This is a genomic window from Thermanaeromonas toyohensis ToBE, assembly GCF_900176005.1.
GTDB lineage: Bacteria > Bacillota > DSM-521 > Neomoorellales > Neomoorellaceae > Thermanaeromonas > Thermanaeromonas toyohensis.
Window position 1 is genome coordinate 2,689,347 of the sequence record NZ_LT838272.1, and the last position, 25,693, is coordinate 2,715,039.

The following is a 25,693-nucleotide window of genomic DNA, read 5'->3' on the forward strand; positions in this document are numbered from 1 at the left end:
TCTCCTCCGGGAGATCGCTCTTCCCGTTAATTTTCCCCTCTTTTTTCCTTTTCGGTGTAATGTTTAAAAAGCTCTATAGGCACGGGAAAGACTAATATACTGCTCTTATCGGAAGCTATCTCAGTAAGAGTCTGCAAGTAGCGTAGCTGTAAAGAGGCGGGCTGCGAAGAGATAATACGCGCAGCTTCAGCCAGCTTCTCTGCCGCCTGGAACTCACCATCAGCATGGATTATTTTAGCCCGTCGTTCCCTCTCGGCTTCAGCCTGGGCAGCCATAGCCCGCTGCATACTCTGGGGAAGCTCCACATCCCTTATCTCCACAAGGCTAACCTTCACACCCCACGGTTCGGTACCCTCATCGATGATCTGTTGCAACCGCTGGTTTATCTGTTCCCTATGCGCCAGGAGTTCATCTAGATCCGACTGCCCCAGAACGCTACGTAAGGTGGTCTGGGCCAACTGGGAAGTGGCCCGGATGTGGTCCATAACCTTAATAACCGCGCTGGCGGGTTCTACTACTCGAAAGTAAACTACTGCATTAACTTTGACTGTCACATTATCCCTGGTAATAGCTTCCTGGGTAGGAACCTCCATAGTTACCACACGAAGATCTACCTTCTGCATACGCTCTATGAAAGGTATAAGAAAGAAAAGACCAGGTCCACGTACGCCCACGTAACGACCCAGACGGAAAATAACCCCTCTTTCATATTCCTGGACCACCCGGACAGAAGCCGAAACCAGACTTATAAGGATAACCAATAAGACTACAAAGGAGATAAAAGCTTCCATAACGATACCTGCCTTTCTTTATTTAGTATGTTTCCCCATCTGTTTTACTTTGCCTTTTGACCTTCAACTTCAACCCTTCTATTCCTGTAACAACCACCCTTTCACCAGGGCTAACAGGCTCTGTACTTTCCGCCTTCCAGCGTTCTCCTTCCACCAGTATCGTCCCTTCCGGTTTTAACTCCGTAAGTGCTACTCCTTGAGTTCCTATTAGGCTCTCCCTTCCGGTAGTGACCTTGCGCCGCTGGGCCTTTATAGCCGCTCCTAAAAGGAAAGTAAGAAAACTGGCTAAAATCAACGAAGTTACAGTAACCAAGACCAGGTTCAATCGCCAATAAAAAGGATTTTCGTTAAAGAGGAGAATAGAACCAAGTATAAAAGAAATAAGTCCTCCACCTAGTAGAAGGCCATGGCTTACTACAAAAACTTCCGCGGCCATAAGGATAAGCCCAAGGAGGAGCAGGAGAAGGCCGCTAAACCTAGCTTCTAGACTTCCTAGAGCGTAAAGGCCCAAGAGAAGACTTATCCCCCCTACTACACCTGGAAAAATAGCTCCTGGATGATACAACTCCACAAGTAGCCCCAAGGTACCCAAAGTCATAAAAAGATACGCTATGTTGGGATCACTCACAGCCAAGAGTAAACGCTGGGCTGAAGTCATGGCTAAAAGATGGATCGGTTTATCTATTACCTGCAACGTTACTTCCTCACCATTTATTAATTTGACTTTCTTACCCTCCAGTTGTTGTAAAAGTTCCTCTCGCGTAGTCGCCCGCAAGTCAATAAGTCCAGCCTTTAGAGCTTCAGAATCACTAAAGGATTTGCTCTCTAGTACAGCCAATTCCGCCTCCCTCGGGTCTCGCCCACGGCACTCAGCAATACTCCGAACCCAAGCCGCTGCATCCTGGGCTATCTTCTGTTTATGCGTTTCTGGGAGTTCTCCTTCACTGCCTACCGCTACAGGATGGGCAGCTCCTATCCTACTTCCCGGAGCCATGGCAGCTACGTGGGCAGCTATGGTAATAAAAGTCCCCGCTGATCCCGCCCAAGCCCCAGCTGGGCAAACATGCACTACTACCGGTAAGGGGGCATTTAAAATGCTTTCTACTATTTTTTGGGTGCTGCTATATAATCCACCAGGCGTACTAAGTTCAAGAATTAAGAGGCAGGCTCCATCCTCATAAGCTTCTCTAATCCCTTTTTGTATATAATCAGCCGTCACTGGGACTATGGGGCCCTCTACCCGCAATACATATATGCAAGGAGATGAGCGTTCGACTTCGCTAGAATGAGCTATAGTCATCCGGGAGAATAAAACCAAAGTTAAAATAGTTACCATAACTAGCCTGGTAGTTACATAAAACAGGGTGCCTTTAGCACGGTGTTTATTACCTTTTTCCCGGAAGACCATAACCCTCAATCCTTTAAGCCTTTAAGGAACAATATAATATTTGTTATCACTTTTTGTATTTTGTACTTTAATTTTATCATATAACCCCCCACTCTATAAGTTATCCTCTATGTTGTTCTGGGGAAAAAAGAAAGGATTGGGCTTCCCGCCAAAGCATCTCTAAAGTAGGAGGGGGTTCCGGAGGCTCCCTACCGGCCAAGCAGGCCATGCGACTTAAAGCCTGCCATCGTTTAAACATCTTAGCGTGTATGCGGGCTATATAGGGTTCTAATTCAGTAGCCAGCCACTTTAGCAGAAATCCTTGAACATATTCCTTGGTTCCCCCAGCAATCCTATAATAGGCTCCTCGTGTACCCCGGGCTCGATTGGGAGTTAAATACGGTAGCCAGGAAGGACGGTAAAAGCTCGTCCCGTCGCTCTGTAACAGTTTAAGGTATCTGTTCTCTACTAGGGTCTCCAAAGCAGGTTTCAACCAAAAGCGGGCCCCGGCACTCAAGGCAAGGGCTTCTCCTTTGTCTCCTAGCTGGATTAACTTCCACTGCAAGGAACGCGCCTCAGCAATAAACTTACGACCCTTAAGGGAAGGATGCCCTAACAAGTAGAGTATAGCTGCCTGGGACCCTGCTAAGTTCCCCTCAATAGCTTTACGCACCAAAGTATACTCTGATGGACGGGAACTAGCCACTTCCTTCGAGGCTTTCTTATCTTTCTTGTAATGAAGAGACTGTAGTTCGTTTATAGCTTCTTCCAACTCACGAGATACTTCAGGCCATAACCAAAAGGTGTCCTTTTTCCACCCAGGCCGAAGTTTAGCCGTGATACGTTTCAGTTGGGATTTTACCGTACCCTCTTTAAGGTTCAAGGCCCGGGCTATTTCCCAGCGTTTAAGCCCGGCCCTGGCTAAGAGGGCAACCCGTAACTCGAGGGGAGAAAGCAACAAACGCACATCACGTTTCTGGTCTCCCATTAAAATAAACACCCCAAATGTATCCATTATGTGGATATATCTATTTAAAACATAGGACAAGCTATAATCCCCAATAAGCCTGGTCCAGCATGTGTACCTACAACCGGCCCTATCTCTCCTGTGATCAGTTGGCTAATGGTAACCTTCTTTTCTAACCTCTCCTTTAATTGTTCAAGCCCTTCGAGGTCATCCCCGTGTACAAGGACACACCATAAGGGTGAACCTGGCGGGAACTTTTCCGTTATAACCTCTACTAGCCGCTCCATAGCCTTAAGCTTACCCCGGATTTTCTCGTAAGGGTATATAATACCTTCCCTCAGGGTACAAAGGGGTTTTATATTGAGCAGACTTCCTAAAAAAGCCTGGGCTTTCCCAATACGTCCTCCGCGCTGTAAGTATTCTAAAGTATCTACTAAAAAATATGCTTGTATATTATCCATAACTTGTCTAGCTGCTCCCAACACTTCTTCTTTTGAGCAACCCTCAAAAGCCTTTTGAGCCGCTACCAAGACGCCCAATCCCAAAGCCAAACTTACCAACCGGGAATCAATTATCTCTAAATCCTCATAACCTAACATAGCTTTAGCCAGTTTGGCTGACTGCAAAGTGCCGCTTAAGTACGAAGAAATATGGATAGAGACGATACTGGCCCTTTCTTCTACCAAGGGTCGATAGGCTTCCAAAAATTCTTGAGGGGAGGGTTGGGAGGTAGTGGGCAAGGTAGAAGAGCTGCGAAGTTTTTGAAAGAATTGACGGGAGGTAAGATCTACTCCATCCCGATAAATTTCTTGTCCGAACATTACTTTTAAAGGTACTACAATGATATTGTACTTCTCTATTAGCTCACGGGGCAGGTCGGCCGTGCTATCAGTAACTATTCTTATTTTGCCCATATTTTACCGCACCCCCCTTATTCCACTGAAATAATAAATTGATATAATGGCTGTCCTCCATAATAGAGTTCAAAATCTACTTCTGGAAAGCGCCTCCGCATAGCTTCGGTAAAGCTTTCTGCTTCTAAAGTAGAAAGATCGCCTCCAAAATACAAGGTTACTAGGCTCGAGTTCTCCTCAATCATCTCCTTCAAGGTTTGCTGCAAAACTTCTGCCAGATCAGAACCGCAGGTTACCACTTGTCCTTCCACCAAACCCAGATAATCTCCTTCTCGAATCTTCCAGCCGTTTATATGAGAATCTTTGGCTGCCCGGGTTATTTCGCCGGTTTTGACTTTCTTCATAACCTCTGTCATCTTGGATAGGTTTTCCATAAGGCTAGAACAAGGGTTAAAGGCCATAAGGGCTGCGATACCCTGGGGTACAGTTACCGAAGGTATTACCCGTGCAGATCGGCCTGCTATTTGGACGGCTTGTTCGGCTGCAAGAAGTATATTGCTATTATTGGGCAGAACTATAACTATGTCGGCCTTTACACTTTTTATGGCCGTGGCTAAGTCCTGGGCGCTGGGATTCATGGTCGGCCCGCCATCCACTACTACGTTGGCCCCTAGGCTCTCCAATATAGCATTAAGGCCCTCCCCTGGACCCACGGCCACTATTCCTAGAGGTTGTTTTTCTTCTTTGGGAGATCGTTTCCACTCCAGGTATTGTTCTTCCATATTGTTTATCTCTACCGAACGTAAACTGCCGTACTTGAGGCCACATTCTAGTACCAACCCTGGATGATTAGAATGGATATGGATTTTGGCTGTTTTTTCGTTCCCCACTACTAAAAGACAATCTCCATAAGGGGCTAGTTCCTTCTTTAGGGTCTCTAAAGGAATATTTTGGCCTACCAACACAAATTCGGTACAATAAGTATAATCTATTTCTGCTGATAATATAGCCTTTCTTGAGGGAGCAAATTGCCTCTGTTGGAAGGCAGCTAGATCGAAGAGCTGTATATCCTTTTTAACCGCCAAGTCTTCTAGGGCCTGGATAATCCCCTCAAGTATTACAACTAGTCCCTTACCTCCTGCGTCCACCACTCCTGCTTCTTTTAAAACCGGCAAAAGTTCAGGGGTGTAGTCTAAGGCCTGCTGAGCTTGCCGGTAAGTATATATTATTACCCGGAGTAAATCCCTAGTCTTAACCGACGCTTCCAATGTAGCCTGGCTTATAGCCCGACAAACTGTAAGGATAGTACCCTCTACCGGATTATCTACAGCGCAATAGGCATACTCGGTACCTAGGCTAAAAGCCCGCGCAAGCTCGTGAACCCCTGCCCGCTCTTTACCGGACAAAGCGTCGGCAAAACCCCGTACTATTTGAGATAAGATCACACCAGAGTTTCCCCGGGCTCCTAAAAGACACCCTCGAGCAAAGGCTTCAGCCACCGCCCCCAAGGAGGAGGTAGCGAGGCTTTGCATCTCTTTAACGCCACTTAAGAGAGTTAAGTATATATTAGTCCCTGTATCCCCGTCCGGCACGGGAAATACGTTTAAATTATCAATTTCCGTCCGCACTTGCCCTAAGAGATTGGCCGCTCCCACGAGCATTACTTTAAAATCCTGGCCATCAAAAAAATAATAAGGCAAAAATCTAGCCTCCCATTCTTTGAGAATATAAAAGCTTTATGCTTCATTCGACATCCAGGAATTTTTTCCTCCTCTAGTGTGATGCAGATCACTTAAGAAAGAGGAAAACCATCACAGCAATGCCGGTATAGAGCTGCTATATATTAAATCAAATCCAAGTAATCCGAGGAGGTTAGATTTATGAGCGCTTGTCATACCTGTACTTCTTCTATTTGTTACTCCGCCCATAAAAGTACTAATGAAATGTATGAGCGTACCAAAAAGATGGGTATTACCACCATTTTTGACCGCTGGGAAGCGCAGCAACCCCAGTGCGGTTTCGGGATGCAGGGGGTATGCTGTCAGCTATGTAGCCACGGACCTTGCCGCATTACGGCAAGAGCCGAACGGGCTATCTGTGGGGCAACAGCCGACACCATCGTAGCCCGCAACCTGGTACGCCTAGCCGTTCATGGGGCTGCAGCTTACAGCCATCACCTAGAAGAACTAGCTAAAACTCTAAAAGCTACTGCCCAAGGGAAGACACCTTTTCAAATCGGCGATGAACAAAAGCTAAAGGAGATTGCCAGTGTCTTAGGGTTAGATACTAAAAGGCCCACCAAGGAATTGACCATAGCCCTGGCTGATTATGTACTGGCCGAGTTGCGTAAAGATAGCCAAGATCCTTTGGCTCTGCTTGAGGTTTTCGCCCTTACTTCCCGTAAAGAAGTATGGAAGAAACTAGGGGTAATACCCGGTGGCGTCTTATCGGAAATCCGCGATGCCCTGACTAAATCTATGACCAGTATAGATACTGATCCTGTAGATCTTTTACTAACCGTAGTACGTCTCGCCCTGGCCACTGGCTATATGGGGCTGGTGGGTACCATTACAGTACAGGATATCCTCCTAGGTACGCCGTCCCTGGTAGAAAGCCAAGCTGATCTAGGTATTATTGACCCCGAAACAGTGAATATTGTGGCCCATGGTCACGTTCCGTTAATGGCCACAGCAGTTATCCAGGCCGCAGAAGACCCGAAGCTTAAAGAACTGGCCTGCCAGGCAGGAGCCAAGGGCATTAAAGTTTACGGTTCCATGTGCACGGGCCAAGAGCTTATGCAGCGTTCAGCTACCAGCGCCAAGGGCTTCGCCGGGCAGCTCAGCAACTGGCTTCCCCAGGAATACTATGTAGCTACTGGCGCCGTGGACCTAGTAATGATGGACATGAACTGCTCCATCCCCGGTCTTAAAACAGTGGCCGACCACTTCCACACCAAGTTGGTCTGCGTAGACAGGATTGTCCGTATGGCCGGAGTAGAAGACCATGTAGATTACGTTCCGGAAAAGGTGGCAGAACAAGCCCGGCAATTAATTAAGATGGCTATAGAAGCATACAAGGAACGTAGCCATAACGTATATATACCGCCTTACAAATCCAAGGTAGTAGCTGGCTTTGGGGTAGAGACTATATTAAAGGCCCTGGGTGGTAGCCTTGATCCCCTACTAGATGCGATTAAAAAAGGTGCTATCCGTGGAATAGCGGCGGTAGTTGGGTGCACTAATAACCGAAACGGCCATGATATTAAAGGCCTTACCATTATGCGAGAATTCCTCAAGAACAATGTCCTAGTCATTTCTGCTGGCTGTATGAGCAGCGCAGCGGAAATTGAAGGGTTAATGGACCCCACAGCTATTGAGCTCTGCGGAGATCATCTAAAAACCGTCTGCCGGATGGTGGGTATACCTCCAGTATTAAACTTTGGTTCCTGCGTGGATATCGGCCGTATTGGAGTAGCAGTAACCGCCATCGCCAGCGCTTTAGGAGTAGATCCGAGCCAGCTACCAGTGGTAGCTTCGGCACCGGAGTATTTGGAGCAAAAGGCAGTGGCCGATGGTATCTTTGCCGTTTCCTTCGGGCTTTTAACCCACATAGGCCCGATACCGCCGGTAACCGGAAGCGAACTAGTAACCAAAATTTTAACCCAGGATATCGAACAGTTGCAGGGCGGTAAGGTACTAGTAGAGGAGGATCCTGTTAAGGCAGTAGAGGCCATGGTAGCCCATATAGATGCCAAACGGAAAGCCTTAGGCTTATAGGAGGCGACTCCCTATGAAAGAAATCATGATCGATGCTGAACGTTGTAACGGTTGCCTAACCTGTACCCTGGCCTGTGCTGCTGCCCACTCTTTAAGCCAAACTATCTTAGGGGCCCTGACTGAAAAAGTACCTTCCCGCATACAGGTACTGCCAGTAAAAGGGAAAGCTATCCCTCTCATGTGCCGTCACTGCGAGGAACCAGCTTGTGTGGATGCCTGTATGACGGGAGCTATGCAAAAGGACCCAGTCACAGGGATTGTGACTAATGAGGGAAACGAGCAGACTTGTGTAGGATGTTGGATGTGCATTATGGCCTGTCCTTACGGAGCCATTACCCAACATCCCGCCAAAAAGATTGCATTAAAATGTGATCGCTGTAAAGGCCGGAAAGTGCCAGCCTGTGTGGAAGCCTGTCCTAATAATGCCCTCCAATTTGTGGAGGTAGATACCTTTGCCAGGGAGCGTGCTATGAGGGCTGCTGTCGCTTTGGCTGCGCTTGGCTAAAGGAGAGGGGGCGAGGAGCTTTGCGCCACGTTATCATAGGTAACAGTGCTGCTGGGGTGCGGGCGGCCGAGACTTTGCGCTCTCTCGATCCAAATGCAGAGATAGTTATGATTGCTGAGGAAAACCTGCCAGCTTACTCCCGCTGCCTTTTACCCAATTTCCTGGCCGGCACCAGGGTAGAAGATAATTTGCGTATCCGCCCCAGGGACTTCTATAGCCGGAACCGGATTAAGACTCTTTTCGGCCAGAGGGCAGTGGGAGTGGATGCTAAATCCAAGGAAGTTAAGCTGGAAGACGGTACGGTAGTCCCTTACGATAAATTGCTTATTGCTACTGGCGCTTCCAGCTCCTTCCCCCCGGTACCGGGGGTTAAAGGAGAAAACGTCTTTGGCTTACGACATTTATCCGATGCTAAAGGTATCCTGCGTGCCTGTAATGGCGCCCGCAAAGTAGTTATCATAGGTGGGGGCTTCGTGGGCTTAGAAACAGCTTACGCCCTTTATGGACGGGGGCTGGAGGTTACTGTAGTAGAAAAGATGCCCCATATTTTACCGCAGCAATTTGATGCCCTGGCCGCCAGTATACTAATGCGGGATATGCAAGCTGAAGGAATCCGCTTTATCCTGGGCAAAGGTATAAAAGAGATCGCTCCCCCTGGATTATGGAGCCGTCTTTTTGGACGGCCTGGTAAAGGGATAATCCTAGAGGATGGTGAAAGATTAAAGGCCGACGTAGTAGTGATTGCCACCGGAACCCGCCCTAATGTAGAGGTGGTGCGGGACAGTGGAATGGTAATAAATCGCGGTATCCCGGTCAACGAGTATATGGAAACAAGTATTCCGGACATCTACGCCGCCGGAGATGTAGCAGAAACAAAGGATGTAGTAACTGGTCAAATGGTCCTGACGCCTATCTGGCCCAATGCCTGCGCTCAAGGGCGCATTGCTGCTTATAATATGGCAGGCATCAGACGGCCCTATAGTGGCATGGTAGGTATGCAAAATGCAGTAGAATTTCGGGAGGTCCCGGCCATCGCCATGGGGTTAACGCAACCGCCAGAGGGTGAATATGAAATATTGGTGGATTACCAGCCGGACCGCAATCGATACAAAAAATTGGTGCTCCGGGATAATATCCTCATAGGTATGATCCTAGTAGGGGATATCCACCAAGCAGGAGTCTATGGTGCTCTCATTAAGAAAAAAGCCGAGGTTAGGCCCTTCCGCCACCTTCTCTTAAGGGATGATTTTAATTACGGTCACATTTTCCGTCACTAGCAAACAAAAGCATGAAAATAGCGCCGAGGCGTAAGTTGCGCCAGGGCGCTTAATTTTTTTCTTCTAAGTACTTTATCTGTGTTATAATAAAGACTAAACCGATTATTTAGGCTTACATTAAAGGAGGCTAGCGATGTCAACCCTCTCTCAGGACGTAGTTCAGCCTCGTTTCGCCCTGATAGCAGCTACCCTCGCCTCTTTCCTTACTCCTTTCACAAGCAGTTCTCTTAATCTGGCCATCCCCAGTATAGGAGCTGAATTTAAGGCCGACGCTATGAGCCTTAATTGGGTAGTTTCGGCCTTTTTACTAACTTCGGCAGCTTTCCTTTTGCCCTTTGGACGTCTGGCTGACTTATATGGCCGGAAAAAAATTTTCTTGGCCGGTATAAGCGGTTATACTCTCTTTTCCCTTCTTTCAGCCCTGGCCCCCAATCTTTTACTTTTAATAACCTTCCGTGCTCTGCAAGGGATAAGTAGTGCCATGATTTTTGGAACAGCAGTAGCTATCTTAACCTCCGTTTTCCCGCCCCAGGAAAGAGGCCGGGTTCTGGGAATCAATGCTGCGGCAGTCTATACTGGTTTAACTTTAGGACCTTTCCTGGGAGGCCTGTTAACCCATCAGTTCGGTTGGCGTTCCATTTTCTTAGCCACCTTCCTGGTTGGGGCTATCACTCTAACCCTGGCAGGAACTAAACTCAAAAGTGAATGGGTGGGTAACCGCGAGGAAAAGTTCGATATTACGGGTTCCTTCCTTTCTGTTTTTAGTTTGGGAGCCTTAATATATGGTTCTTCTACCCTTTCCTCAGGGGTCGCGCATGTGGTCCTCCTATTTATAGGGATAGCTGGGATAAGTATCTTTGTTTGGTACGAAAGGACCACCCCCTACCCCTTATTAAATCTTAGGCTTTTCACCTCCAACAGGCCTTTCGCTTTTTCCAATCTGGCAGCCCTCATCAACTATAGCGCTACCTTTGGTAGCGGTTTTCTCCTTTCTTTATATCTTCAGCTAGTTAAAGGGTTAGACCCGCAAGTGGCAGGTTCTGTACTTTTAATACAATCTTTAATCCAGGTCATTCTATCTCCGATAGCGGGTTATCTCTCCGATAAAATGGAACCCAGGCTAGTGGCTTCCACTGGTATGGCCCTAACTTCCTTGGGGCTATTTATCCTGGCTTTTCTGGGACCCTACTCTTCCTTAATAGCGATAATAACTAACTTGATACTTCTAGGTACAGGCTTCGGCCTTTTCTCTTCACCCAATACCAATGCTGTAATGAGTTCCGTCCCTAAGGCTTATTATGGTATAGCTTCTTCTACCCTAGGGACCATGCGCCTTGTAGGCCAAGCCTTCAGCATGGCTGTCGTGGCCCTGATCTTTTCTTTTTACTTTAAAGGCATCCCTATTACTCCGGAAACTTCTTCCTTACTTCTTACAAGTAATCATATCTCCTTTTTAGCTTTTGCCGTTCTATCTGCGGCTGGTATCTTACCCTCGCTGGCCCGGGGCGAGATACATGGAAACTAGATTTACCGGAAGGGCAAAAATTGCCAGATATGGACTACCGTTGACTTAGAATTTATGCCGTGATATAATAAAGCTCGCAGTGAGTACTAGATGGGCGATTAGCTCAGGGGGAGAGCACTTGCCTTACAAGCAAGGGGTCGGTAGTTCGAATCTACCATCGCCCACCAGTGGTGGAGCCGTGGTGTAGCGGTTCAACATGTCGGCCTGTCACGCCGAAGATCGCGGGTTCGAATCCCGTCGGCTCCGCCAAACCCGAGCCCCGGTAGCTCAGTTGGTAGAGCAGAGGACTGAAAATCCTCGTGTCGGCGGTTCGATTCCGCCCTGGGGCACCATAAAGAATTTAAGGATTCGCTAGCTTTATTGAGACTATGGTAAAAAGCGAATCCTCTGTTCATAAAAATGCCTCCTGCCAGCTACGGGAAGGAGGCTTTTAGTTTGGTTTATTAGGCCCCTCTGGGGAACCTAATAGGGATGCATTTTGTTCTGATAAGAGGGGCCAAAAGCCAGGATAGCTTCACGGACAAGTTTGGCAGCCAAGATAGAAGTTATATTTCCCATATCGTAAGCTGGAGAGACTTCTACTATATCCAACCCTATAATGTGAGCATCTTTAAGCAAGTATAGAGCGGAAAAAATATCCTGGGGCCTACACCCGCCTGGCTCTGGGGTACCAGTACCCGGGGCATAGGCCGGGTCAACTACATCTATGTCCAAAGTAAGGTACAAGGGGCGCCCCTTAAGTTCAGGTAGCAACCTGGATAAAGGTAGTTCAATGTGATCTAAAAAAAGGTTGGTGTTCTCACTCCCATAAACCCATTCTTCCCAAGTACAGGAACGAATACCTAATTGATAGAGATGGCTAGGTCCTATCTCCTCCGCCACCAGGCGCATGACTGTAGCATGGGAATACTTTTCACCCTGGTATTCCTCTCGCAAGTCTGCGTGGGCGTCAAAATGTAATACAGCTAGCTCGGGGTAATGGCTCCGGGCCGCGCGGATTAACGGGTAACTTACTAGGTGTTCACCTCCTAGGCTTAGGAGGAGTTTGCCGTCTTTCCACACTTCAGAGGCCACCTCTTCAATGCGAGTAAGATTTTCCCTTATTCGTCCGGGAACGAGTTCCAAATCCCCTAGGTCGCAGAAGGCCACCTCCTTCAAGTCCCGCTTTAGGAAAGGGCTAAATTCCTCCAGCACCTCAGATACAGATCGGATAGATTGGGGTGCAAAACGGCTACCCGGTCGGAACGTGCTAGTCACATCCAAGGGAAGACCCAAAATACATATCCACGAGTCTACATAATTGTCGGTACTCCCTAAGAACACTCCTCCTTGTAAAAATGTAAATTTATCCTTTAAGTTCCCCATTTAAACCCTCCACCTAAATCTTTTCCTTTTCTTCTTCAGAATGGAGTATCTCCTGTACAAAGGGTGGTAGGATAAAGGCTGCCCGGTGCACCTCCGGAGAATAGTAACGGGTAGGGAGCCGCGGTATGCGAGCGGGGTCCACAGCTAAGGGGTCGTACTCCTTGCTCCCTAGGCTGAAAGTCCATAAACCGCCGGGATAAGTCGGTATCGTAGCTAGATATATGCGGGTTATCGGAAAAACACTGGCAATATCATGATATACACGCCTGATAAACTCGGCGTTAAAGAAAGGAGATTCCGTTTGAGCAACAAACAATCCATCGGGTTTTAAAGCCTTAAAGACATTTTGATAGAACTCGCGGGTAAAAAGCCCCGCTGCTGGTCCCACAGGATCTGTGGAATCCACTATTATTACATCATACTGGGCCTCAAAACGGCGCACATGGTCAATACCATCCTCAAACCTTATCTCTACCCGGGTATCATCCAGACCGCAAGCTATCTCTGGCAAGTATTCTCGGGCGGTGGCCACCACCCGGGCATCGATTTCTACTAAAACAGCCCGGGTAACACTAGCATGCTTTATAATTTCTCTAATGGCCCCTCCGTCCCCACCACCTATTACTAGGACTTCCCGGGGATGAGGATGGGTATTTAAGGGAACATGGGCGATCATCTCATGATACACAAATTCATCCTTAACCGTGGTCTGGATCACATCATCTAAGAGCAACATCCGGCCAAAGGCTTCCGTATCCACTATGGATAGCTCCTGGTAAGGTGTCTTTTCCCAATGCAGGGTTTTCTTAACGCGACATGATAGAGCTAAATGTGGAGTTTGAAGTTCGGTTACCCATATGCCCTGCATAAAGAAACTTACCTCCCTGCTACCATTCATTTTCCTGCCGACTTAAGGATACACTATGACCACCCAGGGTGCAACTTTTAAATGATCCCTAGGACCGCCTGGGCAATGCTTACATTATGGCTATTGAGCCGTAGAAGGTGATTTATAAGATCCATGTGTACAGCTGTAGTTTCTAAACTCAAGCGATTTTCCTGTTGTAAGCGCTGAAAGTGGCTGAAGCGCAAGGTCTTTTCCATCTTAAGGAGTGCAGGATGCTGCTTTATAACTTGAACCGCGAGCCTATAATCTGCAGAAGCAAAGGCCTCTACGGCTTTCTCAAAGTTTTCCTGGACCAGCCTATACATCTCTTCTATTTCAGCCTGGCCTTGGGCTGAAAATCCAAGGCCAGTTTCTTCCACCTTCCGCCACTGCCGAGCCATCTGGACCATAACGTCCCCTATGTGTTCTAGATCGTTGGCTATATATAACAGCCGGGCCTTCTCTACTTCTTCCCTCTCATCTCCTGGAGAAATACGGGCCAGGTACCGGGCAATGGCCTGGTAAAGACAGTCTAGTACATTATCCACTTCCTTAAGTTTCCGGAGTAATCCCTCCTCTCGCAAAGGTAAAGGTTGCATAATCCGGGGAAACATCTTTTCCCGAATTATGCCTGCCATGCGTAAAATTTCCTGTCGAACCCGGCTTAGTGCCAGCTCAGGTACTTCCAGGAGAGCTTCATCCAAATATTTGGCTATTTTTTCTTCTCGGGGGTGTTCAGGTAAAAGTCTTTCCAACAGCTTGCTTATATACGGAGTAAAAGGGAGGAAAATAAGCATATTAACCACATTAAAAAGTGTGTGCCCATTGGCTACCTGTCGGGCCAGGTGAGGAGAGGTCCAGGCTACTAGTCGACCAAAGCTAGGTAAAAACGGTAAAAAGAGGAGGGCTCCTATAATTTTGAAAAAGAAATGGGCCCAAGCCACTCTCCTGGCTTCCCAAGAAGCCGCCAGGCTAGATAACAACCCTGTAGCTGTAGTACCCACATTGGCCCCCAATACTATGGCCAAAGCAGGTTCCAAAAAGAGCACCCCCTGCCCAGCGAGGGAGATAGCTAAAGCAACCGGGGCAGCGCTGCTTTGTACAATAGCAGTAAATAAAGTGGCAGCCACAAACAAAAGCCAGGGATGAGAAGCCAAATATTGAAATTGTAGAACCCAAGCCGGGAATTCCTTTAAAGGCTGTACTGCTGAAGACATAGTCATTACTCCATAAAATAAAAGGCCAAATCCCACCGCAGACTGCCCTAAATAACGCCACCTACGCCGTTTAGCTAGAAGATAAGGAAGAAGCCCTAAAATCAGGGCCCAGGGTGCGTAATCGGTAATTCGAAACACAATAAGCTGTACCGTCATAGTGGACCCTATAGCGGCACCCAAAATGACACCTAAAGCCTGCTCCATGGTCATAAGTCCTGCACTAACGAAACCCACTAAAAGGACGCTAGTTACGGCACTGGTTTGAAGAAAAATAGTTACTACAAAGCCGACCAGCATCCCGGCTACCCGGTTACGAGTAAAAGTACCAAGTAGTTTCTGTACTTCTACGGCCGCTGCTTTTTGTAACCCGTCGCTTATTAGGTTGGTACCAAAAATAAAAAGGGCCAACCCACCTAAAAGGCTGGTTAAAAGGATGAAAAAACTCACTCAACCATAAGCCTCCTATAATAAACTACCCCGCTCGGCTAGGGCGGCGGACACCTGTTTCCCGGAAAATAACCATCTCAGCTATATTTACTGCGTGATCGGCCACACGTTCTAAATACCGCGCAACTAACGCAAGATAGCTAGCCTGGTCTACATATTGGGCACCTTTTTTCATATAATCCACAAGCTCTTCATAAAGGTTTTCAAAAAGCCGGTCTACCTCGTCATCAGAAGCTATAACTTCTTTCGCTGTTTCTATTTTTCGAGTCACGAAGGCCTCTAAGCTTTTGCGTAGCATACCCTGGGCTAACTGGCTCATACGGGGTATGTCAACTAGGGGCTTAAAGTAGGGACCTTGACCGGCTAGCCGTAGGGCTATCTCTGCAATATTTACAGCGTAATCACCAATACGCTCCAGTTCTCTGCCCACCCGCATAACTGTGGCTAAGATCCGTAAGTCTTTGTCTAAAGGTTGTTGTAGGGAAATAAGTTCTAAAGCCCTTTCTTCGATATCGTAGTTCCAGTCGTCGGTTAAAGTATCATCCTCGATAACCTGCCTAGCTAAAACTACGTCCTGCTGTTTTAAAGCTTCCAAGGCTTTGGCTACACTTGCTTCTACATGGTCACCCATGCGGAGGATGTCCCTCTCTAGTTCTAGTAAAGCACGGTCGTAAGCGCTTAAAGGCCTGGACATAATCCTTACACCCTCCGCTTAAGGATTTGGGTTTCTATAAAGTCAGCTAAGCCAGCTACATCATCCAACCCGAAAAGAGGAACCTTGACTAGCAGGGGTTCATCGGTGACCACAGCTAGAAGTTCTTCTTCCGTACAAAGAAGGCCACCTCCCATTGCTTTCCGGTGAACTTCAATCTTGGGCTTATTCCCTCGCTTATAACCCTCGGTAATTATTAGATCTACACCCTTGATGCGGGAAGCCACCTCGTCTAAAGTAAGTTCCCGCTCTACTTTTTCGATAAAGGCTACTTTGCTAGGAGAAGATATAGCCACAATATCGGCGCCAGCCTCGGCATGTTTCCAGGTATCTTTCCCTGGTCTATCGATATCGAAACCATGGGTATCGTGTTTTATGGTAGCGATCCGGTAGCCCCTGGACTTAAGTTCGGGTATAAGTTTCACCAGCAAAGTAGTCTTACCTACATCTGATTTGCCTACTACAGAGATAATAGGTATCAAAGCTCCTTCCCTGGTCAAAAAATCTGCCCAAACTTACCTTTCCGGCAGACCGGCCCCCGACCAGGTATTCGCCTCCTTTCTAGATATTCGATTTGTCCTCCAAGGGACAAGGTAACAGAGGGCCGTAATTTAGAGGTATAAAATTTACCTCGGTCTCCCTAGGTATAGGTGAGGTACCAGGTGGGAGATCTACAAGGGCATTGGCACCTATTCCAGCCTTTAAAGCACCTTGACCTAAGTTTACCGGGGTTAACTCCCAGATACCCTGCACGTTGCGCGCACGAGCATAAAGGAAAACCCGCTGCCGCCTTTCCTTCCCCACCTGTTCTACTAGTATCCCTTTCCAGAAGCAGGGCCTTAGTTCCTTTCCAGCTAAGGCCTTTATTAGTGGGCGTACCAGAAGATGAAAGGCTACCAAGGCTGCTGAAGGCATACCAGGTAGTCCTACAAGGAACCGTGACCCCACTCTGGCCACTATTATCCGCCCCCCAGGGCGAAAATTAACCCTAGTAAATAAGAACTCAGCTCCAACTTCTATAAAGGCGCGGGCTGTAAAGTCATATTTCCCTTCCCCTGTCCCGCCACAAGTTATTACTAAATCAACTAAGTCTAGTTTAGATCTTATTAGAGAGACCAGGTTTTTCAAATCATCAGGTACGGGGGGAAAAGAATAAACTTGAACTCCGTCCAACCGTAAGCTAGCCTCTAAGGCAAACAAGTTACTGCTTGGTATAGTACTTTCCTCCCATTCACCTATATCCCGCAGTTCACTGCCCACAGCTACTAAAGCCACCTGTGGCTGGGGACGGACAGTTACTTCCCTAAACCCCAGGGCAGCGAGCAATCCTATTTCTGGCGGTGTCAAAGGCATTCCTGGAACAAGTATTTTTTCCCCCTGCTCTATCTCCTCCCCTACCTTCTGGATCAGAGAGGCTAGAACGATGGGGTCTACCTTAAAAGGTAGGTGCAGCCTTTTTCCTTCTTCCTGGGCCCATTCCTGAGGGAGGATTCCTATGGTACCCCTAGGTACAGGTGCACCAGTAAAAATACGCACCGCTTCCCCAGGGCCTAAAGGTTTGGGGTAACCGCCTCCAGCAGGTACTTCTCCTACCAAACGGTACTCCTGGGATAAAGATGGTCCTAAGGCATATCCATCCACCCGCGAACGGGGAAAGGGTGGAAAGGAAACTGGAGAAGTAATTTCCTCAGCCAGAACAAGGCCTGCTGCTTCGGCCAAAGGGACCTTTTTAGGTGGTAAGGGATGGGCGATTTTATTCAGTAAACTTAAGGCTTCTTCCCATTCTAGGATTCTGCTCATACTTTGGCTCCGCCTTCCCTTTGGTTCTTTATCTTCCGCCTGGCTATATCCAGATCGGCAGGAGTATTTATGTTAAAAAAAATTGTATCCAAATCTCCAAAACGCCTTAAAACTTCAGCCTCTAGTAGGCGGAGCCGAACAGCAGGGTAAAAAGCAATAACCTGGGTAAGTTTTCTTTTAAGACAACTCTCAATAGGTAGGAGACAGCTTCGTGAATATACTGCATGTAAGGGCTGGTAAGATCCACGTAATCGAGGCACTGCTCCATCGAAACCCTGGGCTTCTTTTACCATAAAAGTTATCAATTCTAGATTAAGAAAGGGCATATCGCAAGCGACTACAAAGTTATACCAATAAGGTGATACTAGAAGGCCGGCATGGATTCCACTTAAAGGGCCCTGGGCCGGAAATATATCTTGCACCAGTTTAACTTGTAAGTCTTGATATAATTCGGGTTCGTTAGTCACAAGAATAATTTCGGGGAAAAGAAGCTTAAGTAATCCTACTACTCTCCCTATCATGGTTTCCTGCCCTAAGGAGAGCAAGGCCTTGTTAGTACCCATACGGGTACTTCTGCCACCAGCCAACACAATACCAGCTGCTTCCATGGTTAAAACTACCCTACCTGTGTATTGGAATAGTACCAGCCCGGCCGCCAGCCTTCCACAAATTCTACAAAAGCAGCTGCCGGAGGAGATAGCTGCCGGGCACGCCGCACCAGGTAAAGATATCTTTTTAACTGGACACCCTCTATAGGAACAGTAACTAAACGCCCTAGACGCAACGATTTTTCTGCTGCCCATCGGCTGACTAAAGAAATGCCTAAGCCTGCCTCCACAGCATTTACTACTGCTTCCGTACTCCCTAATTCTGCCACTATTTTTTCTGGCCGCAGAGTGAAACCAAGGGCTTTAAGTAATTCCTCTGCTGATCGCCGGGTCCCTGAACCTTCCTTTCGCCAGACCCACAGGGCCTCAGCTAAATCTTGGATGGTAAGACAGGACCTACTAGACCAAGGATGTCCAGGGGGAAGTATCAATATAAGCTCATCTTCTACTAGTCTCTGATAAAGCAACCCTCGCTTGCGCTCCTCGACCCCTACCACTCCTAGATCAATGTCTCCACCCGTTAATCGATGGATAATTTCTTCAGAATCCCCTATTTCTAATTCGACTTCTACTTGGGGATACTTATTCTTAAAAGGCCCAATTAAACGCGGCAAGATATAATGTCCGGGTATAGTACTAGCTCCCAAAATTAGTTTCCCCCGGACTAAGCTAGCCATTTCCGCCAGTTCCCGACGTGTCTGTTCCAGGAGACGTAAGATCTCCCGGGCCCGGCGGTAAAAGAGGTGACCACCGGGGGTAAGTTTCACTTCCCGGCTAGAGCGTTCTAAAAGGCGCAATCCTAATAGTTCTTCTAAAGCTTTAAGTTGTTTACTCACTGCTGGCTGGGTGAGGTGCAACTCTTCCGCTGCGGCGGAAAGGGTACCTTTTTCCACGGTGACAATGAAAGTTTCCAATAAGTTAAGATTCATAGCTTAAATAACCTACCTCTCCAAGGAGGGTCCACAACCATGCCTAAACAGGGTACAGCTAAAGTGGCCATAATAGGAGCCGGATATGTAGGATCTACTACAGCTTTTTCCCTTCTTTTCAGCGGCGTAGTAGGAGAGATTGTTCTCGTAGACATAAACCGGGCTAAAGCGCAAGGTGAAGCCATGGATCTTTCCCATGCCGCCACCCTAATCCGTCCGCTAAAAATCCTATCTGGTGAACCCCGCGACTGCGCCGGGGCGGACATCCTTATCTTCACTGCTGGAGCCAATCAGCGCCCTGGTGAAAGCCGCCTGGATCTCGTTCACCGTAATGCTCGCCTGGTTCAAGAGGCCCTTCCCGAGTTTATCCATTATTGCCCAGATGCTCTAATACTTATGGTAACTAATCCAGTGGATATTCTTACGTATGTGGCCTGGAAAGTTTCCCATCTTCCTCCCTCCCGCGTCTTAGGGTCCGGTACCGTATTAGATAGCGCCCGTTTTCGCCACCTCTTAAGCCTTCAGGTAGGAGTAGATCCCAGAAATATCCACGCTTATGTCATCGGTGAACATGGAGATACCGAAGTCCCCGTCTTCAGCTTAGCCAACATCGCCGGTATATGGCTAGATGAGTTCCCCTTGACTAAAGGAACAGTAGACCGGGATCTTTTTAAAGCGGATATAAGCCATCAGGTGCGGGAAGCAGCTTATGAAATTATCCAACGCAAAGGATTTACCTCCTACGGTGTAGCCCTGGCCTTGACCAGGATCACTGAAGCTATACTCCGGGATGAAAGACGCGTCTTAACTATCTCCAGCGTGATCCATGACCTCTATGATATTAACTATGAAGTTGCTTTAAGCCTGCCTTGCGTTATAGGGCGGGAGGGGCGGATAAGCGTACTACCGTTACCCTTAGCTCCGGGAGAAAAGCTGGCCCTTCACCGCTCAGCTGAAACCTTACGGGAAGTCATCGAGACCCTTAAAATTTAGTGACTACGTTTATAAAGCTGGATAAAATTTAAGATAAAACGGAGCTCCTTTTCCGTACAATTGCACACCAGCCGTAAAACCGCCTGAACTTTGGGATCCAGAAGCAGGCAACGAACATCCGAGCTCATCTGGTGCAGGATCTCCTCTACCCCGGCATCTTCAGCAATAAAATAACATGGGGAGATCCCTAGCACGGCACCCAGCTTTTCCAAGGTTTTCAGGGAGGGTTGAACTTTACCTTGTTCAATCTGACCCACCAGTCCAGCAGAGACGCCTGCGGCCTTAGCTAGTTCGGCCTGGGTCAAGCCCTGCTCTTCCCGGGCCATACGCAGCTTTTGCCCTAAGGTTTCGCCCTGTCCCCATAAAGAACTCAAAGGTACCTGCAAGCCCTCAGCTAGTTTCTTTATAGTATCCACCGCAGGATACACGTTTCCCCGCTCTATTTCACTCAAGTAAGAAGGAGAAATGCCGACTTGCGCTGCAAACTCTGTCAAAGACAGGCCTGCCCTCTCCCGGAACAGACGAACCCGCTGTCCAAGTTCTAAGCCCCGGCCCGTACCAGCTTCTACTAGTTGGTCTCGTGGAATGTTCAAGGCTGAAGCTATGCGGTCCAAGGTTTTGAGGGAAGGCTTTTTGGTACCTCGCTCTATTTCACTGAGGTAAGAAACTGATACTTGAGCCTTTTGGGCGAGGTCTTGAAGGGAATAACCTCTCCCTTCCCTGAGTTCCCGTATCTTTTGACCACAGATCCTCATTTCGCTCATACCACCTATTTTTGAAAAACACTATAGTATTACTAGAGAAAGTATAGGGGTTTGAGAAGAGACTTGTCAACCTGGAAAATCTTCATTCTTTCTTCATAAAGGCCTCAAATTTCCATCATACCCCTGCCTTATACTTATATGCAGAAAGGAGGGGTAAGGCCATGTACAAAAAAATAATCCTGATTGTGGCCCTGATTTTCTTGCTGGCCCTAGCCCTGCCAGCAGCCTTCGCTGCCATCAGTCCAGATAAAAAAGCGGAGATCGACTCCCTTCACCGGCAGATTGTAGAATTGCGTAAGCAGATCATTGATAAGTATGTAGAAAGCGGCGAGCTCACTCCTCAGCAAGGTAATTTCTTAAAAGAGCGGTTGGAACTCATGGAACAGTTCCGCCAGAACAATAACCTCGGACCTTGGTATTGTTGGGGTCCCGGAGGCATGATGGGAGGCTGGGGTCCCGGAGGTATGATGGGAGGTTGGGGAGCTGGTTTCCTAAGGGGGCCGGAGAATAAAGGTGCGAGCTTTGGCCCAGCCTATGGCTTAAGTTTAATGCGAGGGCTGTAGGGCAGAGGATCACGGCCGTACAAGGGGAGACTAATACAGCTCTAGCAGGGGGGTAACCCCCTGTTTTTCTTTGTACCCGCATCTTAAGCGTTTACCGGCGAGATATAAGCCAATATAGCTTGAGGAACAAGGATAGAAGAAGTGCAAAAAGGGAAAACTGGCGCAGGAAAAGGTTCTACCCATTGGTAATAACTCCAGGCAGTGCTATAATTATATCCGGTTGAATTACCCAAAATATGGAGGAGACGGGATATGGACTGGGAAACGGGACTAGAAATGGCACAGGTGTTGTATCTCGCTGCCATGGGATTTTATGTGTTATTCTTCCTCTTGTTTTTAAGATATTTTATCTGGATGTGGTATGCGGAAAAACATTTTTGGAGAAAGCGGCCAGCTTTAACCATCGAAAAGGTGGAAGCCCTGGCCCGGGCAAAAGGTCTGGATCTCCCGTTTTTCTCTGTCCTAGTCCCGGCTCGTAATGAAGCCGAGGTGATAGCCAACACTATAGAACATCTGGCTTCGCTAGAGTACCCTAAAGATCGTTACGAAATCGTAGTCATCACTGATGAGAAAGAACTTTTAGCCCGGCAAGAGGAGGGAGGTAATGGACCTACTACTCAAGATGTAGTGGAAGCCAAGATCAGGGAATTTGCTACCCGCAAGGAAGTTCCCCAGCTAAAACATTGTACAGTACCCTATGATTTTGACGGGCGTTTCCAGGGCTTCTGCCTAGGTCGAGTAGTTCCTTCCACCAAAGGCCGCGCCTTAAACTACGGTCTCTCATACGTGGACCCGCGTGCTATCATTTGCGGTTTTTACGATGCTGAAAGTCACCCAGAGAAAAAAGTACTTCTATACATAGCTTGGTCCTACTTGCAGGATCCCCGGGATAGGATCTGGCAGGGGCCAGTATTCCAGGTCCGTAATTTTTTCCAGCTAGGCTTTATCACCAAAGTGGCAGCCCTTTACCAAGCTATCGCCCATAAGTGGTATATGCCCGTGCTTATGAAGCGTTTACCTTTTGTAGGTGGTACTAACCTCTTTATTAGCCGCAAGCTCCTAGAGAGGATCGGTGGCTATGATCACCGGGCCTTGACAGAAGATCTAGAGTTGGGAGTAAGGGCATATCTAGAGACAGGGGTGTGGGCAGAATATTTCCCCTTCTTTAGCACCGAACAGACACCGGCCACTTTCCAGGCGTTTTTCCGCCAGCGCCTGCGGTGGGGAAGTGGCCATCTCCAGGTATGCGATAAATTCCGTTGGGCCCATCAGTATGATTGGTCTAAACGTGCTCCCCTGTTATATAATCTCTTTTGGAAAGGCCAAGGTGAATGGACACTTTATCAAGGAGCTGTTCTAGTCCCGTTAAGCTTCTTACTCTTAGGGATTAACGGGTACCTAGATCCTTCAATACTACCATTAGGTGTTCGCCAAGCGCTACATTATCTTTTCGTGATTTACTTCGTCTTCACCTTTTATATTTTCTTCCATTTTAGGCGGCTTATGGATCCAGTACCCTGGTATGAACAAATTCTTGGAGCCTTACAGCTTTTAGCCTTACCTATAGCCAGCTTCTTCCTCCCCTTACCTTATACTTCTGCCTCGATCATGAAATTGCTTAACCGCCAGCCCCAGGTCTGGGTGAAAACTCCTCGCACGAAGGAGGCCACCCACTGACCAGGGTTTAAGGTATGAAAATCTTTCCGGCCGTACAAAATACGTAATGTTCTCTGGAAAAGAAAAGTTAAACTTTTGTAAGGAGGTATCCTAAGGTGAAGGTTTACGTAGATCAAGATCTCTGTATTGCTTGTGGCGCTTGTATAGATCTGTGTCCGGCGGTATTTGATTGGAACGATGAAGGCCTTTCCCATGTCATTGTGGATGAGGTACCTGAAGACTCCGAGGATTGTGCCCGGGAAGCCATTGAGTCCTGTCCAAGTGAGGCGATAAAAGAGGTATAAAGAAGAAGAGAGAAGGGGGCATAAACGCCCCCTTCATTTCTGGCCATCGCTTACCATCTGCGTTATAACTTGGGCTAGGACCCGCCTCTGGTCTTCATTAGCCGCATCCCATAATTCCTTTAATACCCTTTGTTCCCGATTGGCTGGATCTACCCGCGCAGCTAAAAAATTCCCGATGCGGTAAGCCAGCCCTTCGATAGTATTTTCATTCATCCCTACGAAATTACCTATATTCACCGCAGTAGCCAGAGTATTCTTCCACTCCTGCCAACCTTTTTCGCCTTCAGCCACACCCTTTCCTCCTCTCACAGGATTCTCTATTGAGTATTCCCGGTGGAGGAGGGCTTTATGAAAAATGTAGCTCAACGAATTTAAAATCCGATCCACTGGACTTTTTCTTTTAATTCCGGATCCTTCCTCGGAGGAGGAACAGGTTCTTCGTCCGGATACCCTAGCGGCGTTATAGCTACAATTTCCTTATCGTCAGGTATCTCTAAAATACGCCGCACTTCCTTTTCATTCCGGAGGGGGCCTGTCATCCAGCAAGTCCCCAGACCCTCGGCAGTAGCAGCTAGCAGAAGATATGTAAAGGCTGCCGCCACGCTCTCCAAATTCATCTTCCTGGTAAGTGGATCACCGTGAACAGGACTTAAGGCTACTACAGCCACTGGCGCTCCTCCTAAAGTCTTGGCCCACTCGAGAAACTTCTCTTGCGCTTCTGTACGTTTCCCAGCTGGGGGAAAACCGAACTCCGTGATCCGCCCGTAACTCATCGCTAATTCTTCTTTTTTAACACCTGTAACTACTATAAACTCCCAAGGTTGTAAGTTATTCCCCGAAGGTGCCCATATAGCCTTTTGCAGGATGCGGGTTAGGGTTTCCCGGGGAACGGGATCAGGTTTGAACTTTCTTATACTGCGCCGTTTCTCCATCGCTTCATAAAGTTCCATGGATGGGCATACCTCCTCTAATCTTTTCCTCCAACTAACCAATATCATATTCTATCAGAAGCATAGGACACAAGGCGGACACCGCCTATTAATATTGGAAGAAAGACTTTGCCGGTCAACTGGACCCCTACCGGCTAAGGCGGATAGTAGAAACCTACGTAAAACAAGTTGACCTCTACCCCGACCGGGCAGAGGTCACCCTACAACTTTGTGTGCCTAAGGATGGTGTCGGAGGCGGGACTCGAACCCGCACGGGCTGAACCCATACGCCCCTCAAACGCACGCGTCTGCCAGTTCCGCCACTCCGACACAGCAAGTTTATTGTTTCATTTTGATTATAAACAGGAGAAGCTTCCCTGTCAAGGATAGAGTCGTTCTAACCGTGGGTTGGGAAGGGGGCCGGGCAGGCGACCCCGCTTGGCCACTGGCCGCCCTGCTACTTCTTTAAGATCCATAGTCATATCAATGGGAGGTGCGCCAGAAATATAACTACCTACTCCAAAAGCATCCGCTCCAGCCTCCGCCAGTTGGCGAACTTTTTCTGGTGTTAATCCTCCCGAGACAAAGATACGTACATGATGAAAACCAGCTCCATCTAGTCTCGCCCGTACTTCACGCACCAGATCAGGGGTGACACCTCCCCGTTCACTGGGGGTATCCAGGCGGATAGCCTCGAGGGCCGGGCCCAGAGCTTCAGCTACCCGAAGAGCTTCTTCAGCCTCGTCTTTAAAAGTATCTACCAAAATAGTGCGTTTGGCTCCAGGAGGCATCAGGCGGTGGTAGGCCTTGGCCCCTTCCACTGTATCACCAATAATTAAAAATAAAGCATGGGGTACGGTACCTTGGGGCTCCATCCCGGCCATCTTGGCAGCCAGGATGCAGCTTGCTCCAGAAGCACCACCAATGAGGGCAGCGCGCTCCATAACCGGTGCTACGGCTGGATGAACATGCCGGGCTCCAAAACATATAAAAGGTTTGTCCCCTGCTGCCTCTTTAATCTCTTTCGCCGCTGTGGCCCAGCCGCTCGAGCTGGCCAACATCCCTAAAATAGCGGTTTCAAATAAGCCAAATTCCCCATAGGGTCCCTTAATGCGCATTACTACTTCCTTAGCAGCAAAGGAACTCCCCTCAGGGAGACTCCAAATTTCTACCTTTTTCCCCTGTAAAAGATTAAGGACTTCGGCTACCCCAGCCAGTATCCCTTCTCGCCGTGGGAAAATTTCTGCTGTAACCTCTGTATACAAAAGCCCTAGGTCCTTTAATATTTCATAAGTCCTTATAAAATAAATATCAGTAGTAGCACCAGTGGCAATCTCTTCATGCTGGGCGGAAAAAAAAGCACGGTCCGGAGATATCTTTAGGAGCTTAACCTGTTCCAAGGAGGTTAATTCTTCCTTGGCCAATCCTTTCACTCTC

Annotated in this window: 25 protein-coding genes and 4 tRNA genes; 11 read left to right on the forward strand and 18 right to left on the reverse strand. The window is 48.0% G+C overall.

Annotated elements, in window-relative coordinates; translation table 11 throughout:
- Positions 1 to 26: 26 nt before the first annotated feature.
- The 5 genes from B9A14_RS13765 to B9A14_RS13785 form a co-directional block, all read right to left on the reverse strand.
- Positions 27 to 791, reverse strand: a complete 765-nt coding sequence (locus tag B9A14_RS13765; protein WP_084666435.1) for a slipin family protein — start codon at positions 789 to 791, stop codon at positions 27 to 29.
- A gap of 22 nt (positions 792 to 813) precedes the next feature.
- On the reverse strand, positions 814 to 2,199 hold the full coding sequence (locus B9A14_RS13770) for an NfeD family protein (protein ID WP_157110082.1): 1,386 nt from the start codon (positions 2,197 to 2,199) through the stop codon (positions 814 to 816).
- A gap of 100 nt (positions 2,200 to 2,299) precedes the next feature.
- Positions 2,300 to 3,166 (reverse strand): response regulator transcription factor, encoded by an 867-nt coding sequence (locus B9A14_RS13775; protein ID WP_172839171.1) that lies wholly within the window; start codon positions 3,164 to 3,166, stop codon positions 2,300 to 2,302.
- 44 nt (positions 3,167 to 3,210) lie between these two features.
- On the reverse strand, positions 3,211 to 4,059 hold the full coding sequence (locus tag B9A14_RS13780) for a DegV family protein (protein ID WP_084666437.1): 849 nt from the start codon (positions 4,057 to 4,059) through the stop codon (positions 3,211 to 3,213).
- 17 nt (positions 4,060 to 4,076) lie between these two features.
- Positions 4,077 to 5,699 (reverse strand): DAK2 domain-containing protein, encoded by a 1,623-nt coding sequence (locus tag B9A14_RS13785; RefSeq protein WP_157109970.1) that lies wholly within the window; start codon positions 5,697 to 5,699, stop codon positions 4,077 to 4,079.
- Between the two features lie 180 nt (positions 5,700 to 5,879).
- Here B9A14_RS13785 and cooS point away from each other — a divergent pair, with 180 nt between their 5' ends.
- The 7 genes from cooS (at position 5,880) to B9A14_RS13820 (ending at position 11,414) form a co-directional block, all read left to right on the forward strand.
- Positions 5,880 to 7,775: an anaerobic carbon-monoxide dehydrogenase catalytic subunit gene (gene cooS / locus B9A14_RS13790; protein ID WP_084666438.1), complete on the forward strand. Its 1,896-nt coding sequence runs from the start codon at positions 5,880 to 5,882 to the stop codon at positions 7,773 to 7,775.
- 13 nt (positions 7,776 to 7,788) lie between these two features.
- Positions 7,789 to 8,280, forward strand: a complete 492-nt coding sequence (locus B9A14_RS13795) for a 4Fe-4S dicluster domain-containing protein (RefSeq protein ID WP_084666439.1) — start codon at positions 7,789 to 7,791, stop codon at positions 8,278 to 8,280.
- A gap of 20 nt (positions 8,281 to 8,300) precedes the next feature.
- On the forward strand, positions 8,301 to 9,557 hold the full coding sequence (locus tag B9A14_RS13800; protein WP_172839172.1) for an NAD(P)/FAD-dependent oxidoreductase: 1,257 nt from the start codon (positions 8,301 to 8,303) through the stop codon (positions 9,555 to 9,557).
- Positions 9,558 to 9,690: 133 nt separating this feature from the next.
- Positions 9,691 to 11,082, forward strand: a complete 1,392-nt coding sequence (locus tag B9A14_RS13805; RefSeq protein WP_084666441.1) for an MFS transporter — start codon at positions 9,691 to 9,693, stop codon at positions 11,080 to 11,082.
- 92 nt (positions 11,083 to 11,174) lie between these two features.
- Positions 11,175 to 11,249, forward strand: a tRNA-Val gene (locus B9A14_RS13810).
- 5 nt (positions 11,250 to 11,254) lie between these two features.
- A tRNA-Asp gene (locus B9A14_RS13815) sits at positions 11,255 to 11,331 on the forward strand.
- Between the two features lie 7 nt (positions 11,332 to 11,338).
- A tRNA-Phe gene (locus tag B9A14_RS13820) sits at positions 11,339 to 11,414 on the forward strand.
- A 130-nt stretch (positions 11,415 to 11,544) separates the two neighbouring features.
- Here B9A14_RS13820 and speB read toward each other — a convergent pair.
- The 8 genes from speB to B9A14_RS13860 all read right to left on the reverse strand — a co-directional run bounded on the left by speB (position 11,545) and on the right by B9A14_RS13860 (position 19,046).
- Positions 11,545 to 12,447 (reverse strand): agmatinase, encoded by a 903-nt coding sequence (gene speB, locus B9A14_RS13825; RefSeq protein WP_084666442.1) that lies wholly within the window; start codon positions 12,445 to 12,447, stop codon positions 11,545 to 11,547.
- 13 nt (positions 12,448 to 12,460) lie between these two features.
- Positions 12,461 to 13,315 (reverse strand): polyamine aminopropyltransferase, encoded by an 855-nt coding sequence (gene speE, locus B9A14_RS13830; RefSeq protein ID WP_084666443.1) that lies wholly within the window; start codon positions 13,313 to 13,315, stop codon positions 12,461 to 12,463.
- 77 nt (positions 13,316 to 13,392) lie between these two features.
- A complete protein-coding gene (locus B9A14_RS13835; protein WP_084666444.1) occupies positions 13,393 to 14,997 on the reverse strand; it encodes a Na/Pi cotransporter family protein in 1,605 nt (534 codons plus the stop codon).
- Between the two features lie 25 nt (positions 14,998 to 15,022).
- Positions 15,023 to 15,691 (reverse strand): phosphate signaling complex protein PhoU, encoded by a 669-nt coding sequence (gene phoU / locus B9A14_RS13840; RefSeq protein ID WP_084666445.1) that lies wholly within the window; start codon positions 15,689 to 15,691, stop codon positions 15,023 to 15,025.
- Positions 15,692 to 15,696: 5 nt separating this feature from the next.
- Positions 15,697 to 16,191, reverse strand: a complete 495-nt coding sequence (gene mobB, locus B9A14_RS13845) for a molybdopterin-guanine dinucleotide biosynthesis protein B (RefSeq protein ID WP_084667163.1) — start codon at positions 16,189 to 16,191, stop codon at positions 15,697 to 15,699.
- A 79-nt stretch (positions 16,192 to 16,270) separates the two neighbouring features.
- Complete coding sequence (locus tag B9A14_RS13850; protein WP_084666446.1) at positions 16,271 to 17,509, reverse strand: molybdopterin molybdotransferase MoeA; 1,239 nt, start codon at positions 17,507 to 17,509, stop codon at positions 16,271 to 16,273.
- Positions 17,506 to 18,117, reverse strand: a complete 612-nt coding sequence (mobA, locus tag B9A14_RS13855; protein WP_084666447.1) for a molybdenum cofactor guanylyltransferase — start codon at positions 18,115 to 18,117, stop codon at positions 17,506 to 17,508. Before mobA ends, B9A14_RS13850 begins: the two co-directional genes overlap by 4 nt.
- Before the next feature lie 8 nt (positions 18,118 to 18,125).
- The gene (locus B9A14_RS13860) at positions 18,126 to 19,046 is read right to left on the reverse strand and encodes a selenium metabolism-associated LysR family transcriptional regulator (RefSeq protein ID WP_084666448.1); all 921 of its coding nucleotides are present in this window, start codon (positions 19,044 to 19,046) and stop codon (positions 18,126 to 18,128) included.
- A gap of 39 nt (positions 19,047 to 19,085) precedes the next feature.
- Here B9A14_RS13860 and B9A14_RS13865 point away from each other — a divergent pair, with 39 nt between their 5' ends.
- Positions 19,086 to 20,039, forward strand: coding sequence for an L-lactate dehydrogenase (locus tag B9A14_RS13865; RefSeq protein WP_084666449.1), 954 nt, complete (start codon positions 19,086 to 19,088; stop codon positions 20,037 to 20,039).
- Here B9A14_RS13865 and B9A14_RS13870 read toward each other — a convergent pair.
- On the reverse strand, positions 20,036 to 20,794 hold the full coding sequence (locus B9A14_RS13870; RefSeq protein WP_084666450.1) for a helix-turn-helix domain-containing protein: 759 nt from the start codon (positions 20,792 to 20,794) through the stop codon (positions 20,036 to 20,038). The genes B9A14_RS13865 and B9A14_RS13870 overlap by 4 nt on opposite strands.
- 170 nt (positions 20,795 to 20,964) lie before the next feature.
- Between B9A14_RS13870 and B9A14_RS13875 the strand changes: the two genes are divergently transcribed.
- From B9A14_RS13875 to B9A14_RS13885, 3 genes are all read left to right on the forward strand, one after another.
- A complete protein-coding gene (locus B9A14_RS13875) occupies positions 20,965 to 21,366 on the forward strand; it encodes a YckD family protein (protein WP_084666451.1) in 402 nt (133 codons plus the stop codon).
- Positions 21,367 to 21,618: 252 nt separating this feature from the next.
- On the forward strand, positions 21,619 to 23,043 hold the full coding sequence (locus B9A14_RS13880; RefSeq protein WP_084666452.1) for a glycosyltransferase family 2 protein: 1,425 nt from the start codon (positions 21,619 to 21,621) through the stop codon (positions 23,041 to 23,043).
- Between the two features lie 95 nt (positions 23,044 to 23,138).
- Positions 23,139 to 23,327 (forward strand): ferredoxin, encoded by a 189-nt coding sequence (locus tag B9A14_RS13885; RefSeq protein ID WP_084666453.1) that lies wholly within the window; start codon positions 23,139 to 23,141, stop codon positions 23,325 to 23,327.
- A 33-nt stretch (positions 23,328 to 23,360) separates the two neighbouring features.
- Here the strand turns inward: B9A14_RS13885 and B9A14_RS13890 are convergent, their stop codons facing one another.
- The 4 genes from B9A14_RS13890 to B9A14_RS13905 form a co-directional block, all read right to left on the reverse strand.
- Positions 23,361 to 23,618: a DUF3243 domain-containing protein gene (locus B9A14_RS13890; protein ID WP_084666454.1), complete on the reverse strand. Its 258-nt coding sequence runs from the start codon at positions 23,616 to 23,618 to the stop codon at positions 23,361 to 23,363.
- An 80-nt stretch (positions 23,619 to 23,698) separates the two neighbouring features.
- On the reverse strand, positions 23,699 to 24,277 hold the full coding sequence (locus B9A14_RS13895) for a nitroreductase family protein (RefSeq protein WP_084666455.1): 579 nt from the start codon (positions 24,275 to 24,277) through the stop codon (positions 23,699 to 23,701).
- A gap of 223 nt (positions 24,278 to 24,500) precedes the next feature.
- A tRNA-Leu gene (locus B9A14_RS13900) sits at positions 24,501 to 24,586 on the reverse strand.
- Between the two features lie 50 nt (positions 24,587 to 24,636).
- Positions 24,637 to 25,680 (reverse strand): nicotinate phosphoribosyltransferase, encoded by a 1,044-nt coding sequence (locus B9A14_RS13905; protein WP_084666456.1) that lies wholly within the window; start codon positions 25,678 to 25,680, stop codon positions 24,637 to 24,639.
- Between the last annotated feature and the right edge of the window lie 13 nt (positions 25,681 to 25,693).